This window comes from Streptomyces sp. NPDC014861 (assembly GCF_043081625.1).
Classification (GTDB): Bacteria; Actinomycetota; Actinomycetes; order Streptomycetales; family Streptomycetaceae; genus Streptomyces.
Map to the genome: position 1 here is coordinate 58,890 of NZ_JBIBWV010000021.1, position 12,796 is coordinate 71,685.

The 12,796-nt window shown below is 72.9% G+C and carries 13 protein-coding genes; 5 read left to right on the forward strand and 8 right to left on the reverse strand.

Annotated elements, in window-relative coordinates:
- Positions 1-34: 34 nt before the first annotated feature.
- Together ACF1BN_RS29715 and ACF1BN_RS29720 are read right to left on the reverse strand one after the other, a co-directional pair.
- Positions 35-784, reverse strand: coding sequence for a DUF4352 domain-containing protein (locus ACF1BN_RS29715; protein WP_392334683.1), 750 nt, complete (start codon positions 782-784; stop codon positions 35-37).
- Positions 785-1,009: 225 nt separating this feature from the next.
- Complete coding sequence (locus tag ACF1BN_RS29720; RefSeq protein WP_392334684.1) at positions 1,010-2,248, reverse strand: hypothetical protein; 1,239 nt, start codon at positions 2,246-2,248, stop codon at positions 1,010-1,012.
- Between the two features lie 137 nt (positions 2,249-2,385).
- Between ACF1BN_RS29720 and ACF1BN_RS29725 the strand changes: the two genes are divergently transcribed.
- The 3 genes from ACF1BN_RS29725 (at position 2,386) to ACF1BN_RS29735 (ending at position 6,064) form a co-directional block, all read left to right on the forward strand.
- Positions 2,386-2,979: a TetR/AcrR family transcriptional regulator gene (locus tag ACF1BN_RS29725; protein WP_392334685.1), complete on the forward strand. Its 594-nt coding sequence runs from the start codon at positions 2,386-2,388 to the stop codon at positions 2,977-2,979.
- Positions 2,980-3,113: 134 nt separating this feature from the next.
- Positions 3,114-5,189: a discoidin domain-containing protein gene (locus ACF1BN_RS29730; protein WP_392334686.1), complete on the forward strand. Its 2,076-nt coding sequence runs from the start codon at positions 3,114-3,116 to the stop codon at positions 5,187-5,189.
- A 278-nt stretch (positions 5,190-5,467) separates the two neighbouring features.
- Positions 5,468-6,064, forward strand: a complete 597-nt coding sequence (locus ACF1BN_RS29735) for a CBS domain-containing protein (RefSeq protein ID WP_392334687.1) — start codon at positions 5,468-5,470, stop codon at positions 6,062-6,064.
- 99 nt (positions 6,065-6,163) lie between these two features.
- On the opposite strand, the gene ACF1BN_RS29740 is transcribed toward ACF1BN_RS29735, so the two are convergent.
- The gene (locus ACF1BN_RS29740) at positions 6,164-6,463 is read right to left on the reverse strand and encodes a DUF1876 domain-containing protein (protein ID WP_392334688.1); all 300 of its coding nucleotides are present in this window, start codon (positions 6,461-6,463) and stop codon (positions 6,164-6,166) included.
- 206 nt (positions 6,464-6,669) lie between these two features.
- Here ACF1BN_RS29740 and ACF1BN_RS29745 point away from each other — a divergent pair, with 206 nt between their 5' ends.
- Entirely contained in the window at positions 6,670-6,957 is a 288-nt protein-coding gene (locus ACF1BN_RS29745; protein ID WP_392334689.1) for a hypothetical protein, read from the forward strand.
- A gap of 141 nt (positions 6,958-7,098) precedes the next feature.
- On the opposite strand, the gene ACF1BN_RS29750 is transcribed toward ACF1BN_RS29745, so the two are convergent.
- Positions 7,099-7,725, reverse strand: a complete 627-nt coding sequence (locus tag ACF1BN_RS29750; RefSeq protein WP_392334690.1) for a hypothetical protein — start codon at positions 7,723-7,725, stop codon at positions 7,099-7,101.
- Positions 7,726-7,826: 101 nt separating this feature from the next.
- On the opposite strand from ACF1BN_RS29750, the gene ACF1BN_RS29755 reads away from it, so the two are divergent.
- Positions 7,827-8,783, forward strand: coding sequence for a nucleoside hydrolase (locus tag ACF1BN_RS29755; protein WP_392334691.1), 957 nt, complete (start codon positions 7,827-7,829; stop codon positions 8,781-8,783).
- 22 nt (positions 8,784-8,805) lie between these two features.
- Here the strand turns inward: ACF1BN_RS29755 and ACF1BN_RS29760 are convergent, their stop codons facing one another.
- The 4 genes from ACF1BN_RS29760 to ACF1BN_RS29775 all read right to left on the reverse strand — a co-directional run bounded on the left by ACF1BN_RS29760 (position 8,806) and on the right by ACF1BN_RS29775 (position 12,780).
- A complete protein-coding gene (locus tag ACF1BN_RS29760; RefSeq protein WP_392334746.1) occupies positions 8,806-10,026 on the reverse strand; it encodes a sugar ABC transporter permease in 1,221 nt (406 codons plus the stop codon).
- 95 nt (positions 10,027-10,121) lie between these two features.
- Positions 10,122-10,949 carry an ATP-binding cassette domain-containing protein gene (locus ACF1BN_RS29765; protein WP_392334692.1) on the reverse strand — a complete coding sequence of 276 codons (828 nt, stop codon included), beginning with the start codon at positions 10,947-10,949 and terminating at the stop codon, positions 10,122-10,124.
- A 44-nt stretch (positions 10,950-10,993) separates the two neighbouring features.
- Complete coding sequence (locus tag ACF1BN_RS29770; RefSeq protein WP_392334693.1) at positions 10,994-12,076, reverse strand: substrate-binding domain-containing protein; 1,083 nt, start codon at positions 12,074-12,076, stop codon at positions 10,994-10,996.
- Between the two features lie 188 nt (positions 12,077-12,264).
- Positions 12,265-12,780 (reverse strand): flavoprotein, encoded by a 516-nt coding sequence (locus ACF1BN_RS29775; RefSeq protein ID WP_392334694.1) that lies wholly within the window; start codon positions 12,778-12,780, stop codon positions 12,265-12,267.
- Positions 12,781-12,796 lie beyond the last annotated feature (16 nt).

Sequence of the window (12,796 nt, forward strand, 5' to 3'; positions counted from 1 at the left end):
GGGTGGGCGGGCGGCGCGTCCCGGCCGCCCACCGTCAGCCCGACGTGGTGGCGCCCGTCAGCCGTACGACGGCCTGGTCGCCTTCGGTCATGCCCCTGGAGCCGGAGAACATCCATGCGGCGGGGCTCGCGGAGGCGGGGATCCTGTAGACGAAGACGGCCTCGCGTTCGAATCCGGGCTGGACCTCCTCGCCGCAGGCGTCGGCCTCGTGGTTGGCCTTGACCAGGAACGCCTCGTCGATGAGGTCGAACTTCCGCCCCTCGGCGTCGACCAGGCCCTGGGAGATGCCGCCGCCGCACACGGGGTCGAAGGAGTCGGTGCCGTCGTTCTGGACGGTCGTCTCCACGATCGCGAACTTCGCTCCCGCCCCGGCCTTGAGGATCTTGTCCGAGTCGAAGTCGTCGAGAGTCACCGTCACGGCTTCGCCGACCTTCCTGACGACGACGGTCGCACCACCGCTCTTCGCCTTCTCGCCGAGGGTGAAGGTCCGGGTGGCGGGCGTCGGGCTGGGGGTCGTCTCCGGCTCCGGCGGGGGATCGGCCGGGTACGTACGGGTGTCCCGCCATATCGACGGGGTGGCCTTCGGCGCTGCGGCGTCCTGGACGTCGGCGTCGCCGCCGTCCCCGACGACCGTGGCGGTGATGCCGGAGGACACGGCCGCGACGAACACGGTCCAGACGGCCACCAGGACGAAGGTGCGGCGGGGCGGGCGCGGCCGGGTGGAGGCGGGAAGGGTCGGAGGGGCCGGAGGGGTGGGGTCTTCCGTGGGCTTGGGCGGGATCATGGCAGGAGACTCCTGGGATGCGGGCCCGACGGCAAGGGGCGTGCGGGGCTGTTTCGGGGGCTCGTCGCGCGCGGGGCGGGGCGGCAGCGTGAGAGGTGGAGAAGCGGTCGGGGCGGGGAGGCGAGGGTGAGAGGTGGAGGAGCGGTCGGGTGAGGGTCCGGGCCCGGCGGCCCGCTCGCCCGGTCGGCGCGGGTCGTGTCCACGCGGTCCACGGGCGCGGCCCGTTCAGCCCTCCGCGTCCCCTCCGCGCCGTCGGAACGCCCGCTCGGCGAGGCCGCCGGAGAGCCTGCCCGTCGCCGACCTGGCCCGGTCGAAGGTCTCGGTGCCGAGACGGCGGGCGGCGTCGAGGTTCTCCGCGCCCTTCTCCAGCGCCCTGTCCCTCACCTCCACGGCCGCCTCCTTCCAGCGCCGCGCCTCCAGCGCCTCCTGGTCGCGCTCGATCCCGAGCCGGCCGTGGAAGTCGACGACGGCGACCTCGACGTGGTTGCGCGCGTGCACCACCTCGCGGGACGTGGTCGGGTGCAGCAGCACTTTCGCGTTGGCCGTGCCGGCGGCCGTGTGCATCCTGGCCACCAGGCGCTCCGTGCTCTCCGAGATGAGCTCCATGCGGTGCTTCCGGGCGGCGCGGAGCCCGAAGCGGTGCGCGTCCAGCCGGTCCGGCTCCGTCGCTCGCACCCGGTCGAGTTCCAGTACGGAGAAGGCGTCCTGGAGTCGGCAGCAGTGCGCCAGCACGGCGAGCCACTCGCGCGCCTGGGACTCGATGCCCTTCGACGCCTTGGCGAGGTCACCGACCTTGCTCCTGCTCTCCGTCTTCTCGGCGAGCGCGTCGAGTCGGCGCAGCGCGTACGCCTGGGCCTCGGCGATCGTCGTGGAGGTGTTCTGCACCTTCGACCACGTGACCTCGGAGACCCCGCCCGCCCGCTCCCGGAGGGTGAGGGCCTCCTTCAGGACGAAGTCCACCCCGATCACGCGCGCCAGAGCCTGGTCCCGCTGGGCTCGGAGCACGTCGTCGACCTTCTCGTCGATCGTGGCGAGGTAGTCGGCGATCTCGTCCATGGCCTGCTGCATCGCCAGTTGGGCCAGTACCGTCGCGACGCCGGCGAGCCGCGCGGGGTTGCCGCGGAGCGCTCCTCCCCCCGCGAACTCCACGAAGCCCTTGACCTGACCCCTGGGGCCTTTCAGCACGCCCGTCTCGAGTCCGGTGGCGGCGCTCTTCCTGAGTCCGATCCTGTCGATCCTCCGCGCGGACTCCTCGGACAGTTTCACCCAGCGACCCGCGTCGGCGGCGAGGTCGGCGCCCGCCCGCGCGGCGCCCGCCGCGTCGCCGAGGGCCGCACCGAGGCGGCGTGTCCCGGGGCCCTTCGCCGGCAGCCCCTCCGAGACGAGGAAGCGTTCGACCGCCGCCGGATCGCCCAGGACGGCCAGCCCGTCACCGTCTCTGAACAGCTGGATCTCGTCATCCATGGTCCGTCCCCTCCCCGAGTGGAACCCAGCCTGCCACAAGGGATTTCGCTCCGTGGGCGATCGGCGCGAGGGGGTGGCGCGCCGATCGGCGGACGGAAGGGGGCGGTTACCCTGACGCCCGGACATGAGGAGGCAGCATGGGGCGGATGTCGTCGGCGGAGCGGCGTCGGCAGCTGGTGGAGGCGGCCATCAGGGCGATGACCAGGGACGGGGTGGCCAGGACCACCACGCGGTCGATCGCCGCGGAGGCCGGTGTCTCGCTGAGCGTCTTCCACTACTGCTTCGACTCCAAGCAGGCCCTCCTCGAAGCCGCCATCGAGACGATCATCGGCGACTACGTGGCGCGGGTGCTGAAGGCGGTGGAGCCGCGGGCGACGCTGGGCGAGACGGTGCGGGCGGCGCTGCTGACGTACTGGGAGGACGTCACCGCGCATCCGGGCCAGCACATGCTGACGTACGACCTCACCCAGTACGCGCTGCGCGAGCCCGGGTTCGAGCATCTGGCCCGGGCGCAGTACGAGCAGTACGTGCGGTCGGCGACCGTCCTGGTGGAGCAGGTGGGGGCGGTACGGGGCGCCGAGCCGAAGGTTCCGGTGGCGACGCTGGCACGGTACCTGGCGGCGGCGGTGGACGGGATGACGCTCCAGTACCTGGTCCTGCGGGACGAGGAAACGGCGGCGGCACAGCTGGAATTGACGGCTGATCAGCTGGTTCAGCTGATCGAGGGGTGACGGTCGGCGGGAAGGGCCCGCGGGGTCTCCTCGATCACCAGTAGGTCATTTGACCCGGACTCTTGACTCAGACCTCCGGCACCGCGATCCTCGGGGCGCCCGGTACACCCCCACCGACCGGAGGCCTTCCGACCATGAGCCCACGCACCGCACGGAGTTCCTCTCCCTTCCGCGGGACACGCCGCCTCGGTCTCGTGTCCTTCCTCCTCGCCCTCGCGGCGCTGCTCCTCGGCGCCGCGCCGGTCCCCGCGGCCGGCTCCCCGTGGTGGGAGCCGACCGCCCGGCCGGCGGCCGATTCGCAGGTGAACGCCGCGGGCGCGCCGTTCACCGGGACCGATGCGCAGGGGCGGGTGCGCGGCTTCGTCGACGCGCACAACCACGTGATGTCCAACGAGGGCTTCGGCGGCCGGCTGATCTGCGGCAAGCCGTTCTCCACGGCCGGTGCGGCCGACGCGCTGAAGGACTGTCCGGAGCACTATCCGGACGGCTCCGGCGCCCTCTTCGAGAACCTGACGGGCGGGGCCGACGGGAAGCACGACCCCGACGGCTGGCCGACCTTCGCGGACTGGCCGGCGCACAACTCGCTGACCCACCAGCAGAACTACTACGCCTGGCTGGAGCGTGCCTGGCGCGGCGGCCAGCGGGTCCTCGTCAACGACCTCGTCTCCAACGGCCTGTTGTGCTCGATCATGCCGCGCGACCGCGGGTGCGACGAGATGGACGCCATCCGCCTGGAGGCCAGGAAGACGTACGAGATGCAGGACTACGTCGACTCGCTGTTCGGCGGCCCGGGCAAGGGCTGGTTCCGCATCGTGACCAGTGCCGACCAGGCGCGGTCGGTGATCGAGCAGGGCAAGCTCGCCGTCGTCCTCGGCGTGGAGACCTCGGAGCCGTTCGGCTGCAAGCAGATCCTCGACGTGGCCCAGTGCGACAAGGCGGACATCGACCGCGGCCTGGACGAGCTCCACCAGCTCGGCGTACGCAGCATGTTCCTGTGCCACAAGTTCGACAACGCGCTGTGCGGTGTCCGCTTCGACAGCGGGACGACGGGCGTGGCGGTGAACATCGGGCAGTTCCTGTCCACCGGCACCTTCTGGGCGACGGAGAAGTGCGCCGGCCCCCAGAAGGACAACCCGATCGGCCTGAAGGCGCCCGCCGCCATGGCGGCGAAGCTGCCGGCCGGGGTGAGCGTGCCCGGCTACGCCTCCGACGCGCGCTGCAACACACGCGGGCTGACCCGGCTCGGCGAGTACGCGCTCCGCGGCATGATGGACCGGGGCATGATGCTGGAGCTGGACCACATGAGCGTGAAGGCGGCCGGCCGGGCCCTGGACATGCTGGAGGCCGAGGAGTACCCGGGCGTGCTCTCCACGCACAGCTGGATGGACCTCGACTGGACCGAACGGCTCTACAGGCTGGGCGGGTTCACGGCCCCGTACATGCACGACGCCGGCGGCTTCATCGGCGAGGCGAACGGCAAGGCCGAGCTGCGCGAGAAGTACGGCGTCGGCCTCGGGTACGGCACCGACATGAACGGCGTCGGCGGCTGGCCCGGCCCGGTCGGCGAGGACGCCCCGAACGCGGTGACGTACCCGTACCGCAGCTTCGACGGCGGCACCGTCCTCGACCGGCAGGTCACCGGCGAGCGGACCTGGGACCTCAACAAGGACGGCGCCGCGCACGCCGGTCTGGTGCCGGACTGGATCGAGCAGATCCGGCTCACCCCGGGCGGCCCCGAGGTCATCGGGGACCTGGCCCTCGGCGCCGAGTCGTACCTGCGGACCTGGCGGGCGACCGAGCGGCACGAGCCCGGCGTGAACCTGGCGGCGGGCAGGCCCGCCTCGGCCAGCTCCACGGAGTGGAACCCGTTCACCAGCTACGCCTCCGGGCGGGCGTTCGACGGTGACACCGGGACCCGCTGGGCCAGCGACTGGTCGGACGGCCAGTGGCTCCGGGTGGACCTGGGCGAGGTCCGGCGCGTCGGCCGGGTGACCCTGGACTGGGAGCGGGCGTACGCGCGCCAGTACCGGATCGAGGTCTCCGAGGACGGCGAGGCCTGGCGGACGGTGTGGTCGACGGACGCGGGGGACGGGGGCTACGACACGGCCGAGTTCGCCTCCACCACGGCCCGGTACGTCCGCGTCCACGGGGAACGGCGGGCCACGCAGTGGGGCTACTCGCTCCACGAGGTGACGGTCACCCGCTCCTGAGCGGACGCGTCCTCCCGGGGAGGCGTTCCCGAGCGGGCGCGGGTGACGAGGAGGGGCCGGTCGGATCGAGGAGGATCCGGCCGGCCCTTCCGGGTCCTCCGGCCGTAGCGGGCATGGGGACTTGGCCGTACGAGCGGCGCCCCCCGCGCCCCGGCGGCGCCCCCGTACCGTCCCCCGCGCCCCGGCGCCTCCCCGTGCCCTCCCCCGCACCCCGTGCTCCCGCGCCTCGCGGGATGGGAGATCATGGAGCCGTCACCTCGGAAGGGACGGAACGGACCATGAGGAACCGCAGTGTCGCGGACCTGATGACCCCGACGGCGGTCGCGGTCCAGCGCGGGACCCCGTTCAAGGAGATCGCGCGGCTCCTCGACGAGTACGGCATCACGGCCGTGCCGGTCGTCGACGAGGAGAACCGGCCGGTGGGCGTGGTCTCCGAGGCGGACCTGCTGCGCCGGCACACCGCCAAGGACGGCCCCAGCAGCGCCGAGGCGATGATGTCCAGCCCCGTGCGCACCGCCCGTCCCTCCTGGACGGCCGTCGAGGCGGCCCGGCTGATGGAGCGGCACCGGGTGAAGCGCCTGCCGGTCGTGGACGCGGACGGGCGGCTCATCGGCGTCCTCAGCCGCAGCGACCTGCTCCAGCTGTTCCTGCGGCGCGACCGCTCCATCCAGGAGGAGATCCGGGAGGACGTGGTCGTCCGCATCCTCGGCCTCTCCCCCGCCGCCGTCCACATCGACGTCGACGAGGGCCGGGTCACCCTGAGCGGCACCGTCGGCCGCGAGGACCTCGTCCCGCTGCTGCGCCGCCTGTGCGAGTCGGTGGACGGGGTGGTCGAGGTGGTCGACCATCTGGTCGTGGAGCCGCCGCGGGACTGAGGCCCGAGGGCGCCCGGGCGTCGCGGGGCGTGCGGCCCCGCCGGGCGTCGGGCTCTCGCCGGACCGTTTCCGGTCCGGAGCGGCGGCGGGCCCCTCAGGTCAGGACACCGCCTCCGGCCAGCCGTATCCGGGACCCGTGCGCCGCGGCACGGTGTCGGCGCCCACCGCCTCCATCTCGCGGTTCGCCTCCCGCATCAACTTGCCCGCCAGGTCCTTCATGGCCCGGCTCGCGGCCAGTTCGTCGCCGATCGCCGGTACGTCCGTGTCCGCCGGGTTGCAGCGGGCCGAGCCGTGTCCGGTGAAGGTCGCGGTGCCCGTGTCGAGCTTGGCCTCCGCCCGCGTCCGGCCGGACTCCTCGCTCAGCTCCAGGCCGACCCTCCATTCCAGGTTCCGCGTCATGGTCTGCCTCCTCGCGCGCCGGTCGGCGCCGCCGGGGCCGTACGTGCCCCGGGGCGCTGCCCCGTCCCTTCCAGGATCCGCCCGCGGCGGCTCCGGCGCACGCGGCGGCCGGGGACGTACGGCGCGTGGAGGCGGGTGTTCCGCCGTGGCGGGGCGGGAACCACCCCCCGCACGGAGCACTCACGTCACGGCGAGGGGACACCGCTATGGCCGCCCGGTTCGGCGCGCGCAAACGGCTGGAGGTGCTCCAGACGGCCGTCGCCGGTCTCGGGGTCCCGGCGAGTCTCGGGATCGGTGTGGTCCTGCACGCGAACGGTCTGCACGCGGGCGTCGGGCTCGCGGCGACCGCGCTCGTCCTCATGGCCACCGCCGCCGCCCTCGCGCGGCTCGACGCGCTGCTGTCCCGCTACCCCGTGCCGCCGTCGCGGAAGCTGCGGGGTCCGCACGGGCCGGCGGGCGGCGACCCCGCCGGCGGCGGGGACGGCGGCCTCTGACACCGCCGCCTCCCGGGAGCCGCCGGCCCGGAGCCCCCCGCCCCCCGGGGCCCGCCGGCCAGGTCCGCCACGCGCGAGCCCGCCGGACCGGAACCGATCGGACCGGCACCCATCGGACCGGCGCCCATCGGACCGAAGCCGTCAGGACGGGGAGTCGCCGTCCGGCGCGGCGTGGGAGAGCAGGAACTCGGTCGCGCCGGCGATGGCCTCGGCGTAGGTGCCGTGGACGGGCTCGGACTCCGTCTCCCGCTGGTCCGCCGCGGTGGCGGTGTACCACCAGGCGTCGGTCTCGGCGTCGTGGTGCACGACAGCGGTGCCGCCCGCGTAGTGCAGCGGGATGGACTCGCTGGTGGACTTCCTGACCACGGCGTGCGGCCACTTGAGCCGGGCGGACTGGCGCTTGATGCCGCCCCAGGCGGCGCCGAGCTGCGCGTAGTTCGCGCCGCTGCGCCCGGCGACGGTGGCGGCACTCTCCGCCAGCCGGTCGACGGACTGCTTGGCCTCGTAGAGCGCCCTCAGGAGCGCGAGCTGCACGTCGGGCGCGGCCATGAGGACGGGGTCGTACGTCTTCCCGGCGGCGCGGTAGGCGAGCAGGCGGGTCGAGATCCGCTCCGCCAGGGCGCGTACCGCGTCGTGCACCTCCTCGTCCATGGCGAAGGCGTCGTCCTGGGTGGGCTCGTTCCACGGAGGCTCCACCAGGTGCGAGACGGCGGTCCAGAAGTCGTCGTCGCTCTTGTCGGGGGTCGGGATCCCTGTTGCGTCACTCATGCGACAAGCATAGCTGTCACATTCATTCAGCGACAGTTTTTTATGTCACACGCAGCTCGCGTGTCGCTCTTCCCGACGGCCGGATGTGGGACGGTGGGGCCATGCCGGTCCCCGTGATTCTCGACTGCGACCCCGGTCACGACGACGCCTTCAACATCCTGCTGGCCGCCGCGCACCCCGCGATCGACCTGCTCGCCATCACCACCGTCGCGGGCAACCAGACGCTGGAGAAGACCACGCTCAACGCCCGCCGGGTGTGCGCGGTGGCCGGGATCCGCGACGTGCCGATCGCGGCGGGCCGGGACCGGCCCCTGCACGGGGAACGCCGGACCGCCGAGAACATCCACGGCGACTCGGGGCTCGACGGGCCGGGGTTCGGCGCGGGCGAGCCGGACGTGCCGCAGGACCCGCGCGACGCCCTCGCCCTCGTCCGGGACACCCTGCTCGCCCACCCGGAGCCGGTGACGCTGGTGCCGACCGGGCCGCTCACCAACATCGCGGCCCTCCTCCTCGCCCACCCCGAACTCGCCGGGCGGATCGGGCGGATCGTGCTGATGGGCGGCTCCACCGACCGCGGCAACACCACACCCGCCGCCGAGTTCAACGTCCTGTGCGACCCGGAGGCGGCCGACATCGTCCTGCGCAGCGGACTGCCGGTGACCATGCTCGGCCTCAACGCGACCCACCAGGTGCGGGCCACCCCCGGGGTCGTCGCCCGGATCGCCGCCCTCGGCACCCCGCTGAGCGCGCTCTGCGTCGAACTGCTCACCTACTTCGCGTCCACCTACCGCGAGGTGTTCGGCTTCGACGCGCCCCCGCTGCACGACCCGCTGACCGTCGCCCATCTGATCGACCCGTCGCTGGTGGAACTGGTCCGGGCCGCGGTGACGGTGGAGCTGAACGGCACGTACACCCGGGGCGCGACCGTGGTGGACCTGCACGGGGTGACGGGCCTGCCGGCCGCCGTCGAGGTCGGTACGCGGGTCGACGCGGACCGGTTCTGGGACCTCGTCGTGGAGGCCGTACGCGTCCTCGGCGACGGCTCCGGGCCCCGGTAGCGCCCTCGGCCGCGCGAGGCGGTCAGGCGCGGCCCGCCGCCTTCTGGCTGCGGCGGGAGAGGGAGTCGACCACCACGGCGGCCAGCAGGACCGAACCGGTGATCATGAACTGGACGGCGTTGCTGACGCCCATGATGTTCATGCCGGACTGGATGGAGCCGATGACGAGCGCGCCGAGCAGCGCCGACCAGACCGAGCCGCGTCCGCCGAAGAGGCTCGTCCCGCCGATGACGGCGGCGGCGATCACGTTCATCAGCAGGTTGCCGCCGCCGGAGGTCTGGCTCGCGGACTGGATCTGTCCCGCGAGGAAGAGACCGCCGACGGCCGCCATCGTGCCGGCGATCGTGAAGACGCTCATCCGGACGAACGGCACGCTGATGCCGGCCCGTCGGGCTCCTTCGATGTTGCCGCCGACGGCGAAGATCTGGCGTCCGTAGCGGGTGCGGCGCAGCACGAGATCGAGGAGCACCAGGAGGACGAGGAAGATCAGCAGCGCGAGCGGAAGGCCCCGGTAGCGGTTGAGGATGTACGCGGCGGCGAAGGCGATCGCGGCGATGACGGCGGTCCGCACCACGATCTCGGCGAGCGGGCGGTACGGCACCCTCGCCGCGCGCCGGCGCCGGGTGTCGAGCAGCGAGGCGAGCAGGAAGAGGCCGACGCCCACCGCGGCCGCGACGTAGGCGGCGGCCGGGCTCTCGAAGATCGTGGAGTAGAGCTCGGCGACGATGCTGTCGCTGGGGATGTTGACCGTGCCGCTGGTGCCGAGCACCTGCAGCATCAGCCCGTTCCAGGCGAGGTTGCCCGCCAGGGTGACGACGAAGGCGGGCACGCCGACCTTGGCGAAGAAGAAGCCGTGGATGAGCCCGACGGCCGCTCCCCCGGCGAGGGCGACGAGCAGTGCCAGCCACTCGTTCATGCCGTTGATGACGTTGAGCACGGCGAAGAGGGCCGCGCAGAGGCCGCTGACGGAGCCGACGGACAGGTCGATCTCGCCGAGCAGGAGCACGAAGACGATGCCGACGGCGATCATGCCGGTGCCGACGATCTGCTGGCTGAGGTCGGACAGGTTCTGGGCGGAGAGGAAGGCGCTGTCGAGGCTGCCGAAGACGGTCCAGATGATGACGACGGCGATGACGACGGGCAGCGAGCCGAGCTCGCCGCTGCGCAGCTTGCGCCGGAACTCGCCCGCGTAGCCGCGGAAGCCCTCCTCCCGGACGATCAGCCGGCTGTCGACGGCGGGCATCGCCTCGGCGGCGGGCCGCTGTTCGTCCCCCGCCCCGGCGAGACCGTCGCGGTCCCGGGGATCGCGGTCCCGGGGATCGCGGCCTTTGGCGTCGCTCATGGCCTCTCCTCCCCGCGTTCCTCCCGCTCCTCCCGTTCCTCCCGCTCCTCCCGTTCCTCGCGTTTCCGGGCCTGGCGCCGGGTGACGGCGCTGTCGGAGGCGCCGGTGATCGCGGAGATGATCTCCTCGGTGGTGGTGGAGCGCCGGTCGAAGAAGCCGTTGTTGCGGCCGAGGCGGAGCACCGCGATCCGGTCGGCGACGGCCATCACGTCCACCATGTTGTGGCTGATCAGGATGGTGCCGAGGCCGTGCCCGCGGAGGCGTTCGACGAGGTCGAGGACCTCCGCCGTCTGCTCCACGCCCAGCGCCGCGGTGGGTTCGTCCAGGATGACGACCCGGGGGTCGCCGATGAGCGAGCGGGCGATCGCCACCGTCTGGCGCTGGCCGCCGGAGAGCGACGCCACGGGGATCCGCACCGAGGGGATCCGGATGGAGAGCGTGTCGAGCAGCTGGCGGGCGCGGCGCTCCATGCGGACCTCGTCGAGCACGCCGAAGCGGCGCAGCTCCCGGCCGAGGAAGAGGTTCCCGACGACGTCGAGGTTGTCGCAGAGGGCGAGGTCCTGGTACACGGTGGCGATGCCGAGGTGCTGGGCGTCGTGCGGCCGGTGGATGGAGACCGCGCGGCCCTCCCACTCGATGACGCCGTCGTCGGGCGGGTTCACCCCGGCGATCGCCTTGACGGCGGTCGACTTGCCGGCGCCGTTGTCGCCGACCAGGGCGACCACCTCACCGGCGTGGACCTCCAGGTCGAAGTCCGACAGGGCCTGGACCGCGCCGAACCTCTTGGACACCCCCCGCAGCGTGAGCACGGGTGCTTCCGTCACCTTCGACCGCCTCCTCGGCGGGCCGGGGGGACGACCGGGCCGGTTCAGCGCAGCCCGGCCTCCTCGCAGGCGTCGGCGTAGGCGGGCGTGCAGATCTCGTCGACCGTGTACAGCCCGTCCTTGACGACGGTGTCCTTGATGTTGTCCTTGTCGACCACGACCGGGGTCAGCAGGGTGGCCGGGACCTTCTGGCCGCTTCCGCTGGTGACGGTGGTGGGGGTCAGGTCGGCGGGCAGCGGCTTGCCCTCGGCGAGGTTGACGGCCATGGTGGCGGCGATGTCGGCCTCGGGCTTGTACGGCTTCTCGACGGTGATGGTCTGGGTGCCCAGCAGGATCCGCTGGATCGCGTCGAGCTGGGCGTCCTGGCCGGTCAGCGGCACGTCCATGCCGGCGGCGGCGAGGGCGGTGGCGATGCCGGCGGCCAGTCCGTCGTTGGCGGAGTAGACGCCGACGATGTTGTCCTTGCCGAGGGCGCTGATGGCGCCGGACATCTGCTGGTTGGCGTTGTTCGGGTCCCAGTTGGGGGTGTCGTACTCCTTGCCGATCTCCACCTCGCCGTCGAGGACGGAGTGGGCGCCGGCCTTGAACTCGGCCGCGTTCGGGTCGGTGGGCGAGCCGTTGTGCATGACGATCTGGCCGCTCTCCGCCTTGTCGCCGAGCGCGTCGAGCAGCGCCCGGCCCTGGAGTTCGCCGACCTTGCGGTTGTCGTACGAGACGTAGGCGTCGACCGGGCCCTGGGCGAGCCGGTCGTAGGCGACGACCTTCACGCCGGCCTCGTTCGCCTTCTCCACGGAGGACTGGATCGACTTGGCGTCCACCGCGTCCAGGATCAGCACCTGGTCGCCCTTGGCGAGGGCGGTGTTGACCTGCTGCTGCTGGGTCGTCGCGCTCTCGGCCGCGTTGTAGTAGTCGATCTGGGCGTCCGGGGCGAGTTCCTTGATCTTCTGCTCGATGTACGGCCGGTCGAACTTCTCGTACCGCGTGGTCTTGCTCTCCGGCAGCAGCAGTCCGATCCGGATCTCCTGCTTGGCCTGCCCCGGCGCGGCGCCCGTCGTCGTCGCCACCACGCCCAGCGACAGGGCCACGGTCGAGGCCACCGCTATCGCGCCTCGCAATGTACGGGTCATGGGAGGCTCCTTCCGCACGCCTCGACCCGCTCCGCGGACACCCGGACCGCGAGGGCGCGGGCGCGCCTTCGGCCTATCTCTCGACCCTAGACCCAACCCGGGGGCCGGACCATTCGCCTCGGCGGCGCGGACGCGCACGGTGCGCGTCCGCGCCCGGAGCGTGTCCGACGGCGGTGCGGCCCGCCCGGTCAGGCGGTCCGGCCGTCCAGCAGTTCCAGCGCCTCCTCCCAGCGGAAGCCCTCCGCGTCCCCGCCGCCCCACGCGTGCGATCCGATCAGGACGCCCATCTCCCGCAGCCGGTACAGGCTGCGGCCGTACGCGGGGTGGGCTGCCATGGCGGCGTTCACGCGCGGCAGGACCGCGGTCGGGATCCCCAGCCCGTACGCCTCGCAGAGGATGCCCAGGGCGAGGGTGTCGGCGATGCCGGCGGCCCACTTGTTGATCGTGTTGAAGGTCGCCGGGGCGACGGCGATCGCGTCGGCGGGCGGCAGCGGGCGCGGCTCGCCGGGGGTGCGCCAGGCCGAGCGGATCGGGTGGCCGGTCTGCCGGACGATCGCCTCGGTGTCGAGCAAGCCGAGCCCCTGCGGGGTCGCCACGACGCCGACGCCCCACCCCCTGGTCTGGGCGGCGGCGATCAGCCGGTGGGCGTCGCCCGCGATGCCGGCGCCGCAGACGACGACGTACAGGAAGCGCTGTGCGGTCATGTCCGGGTGACTCTCC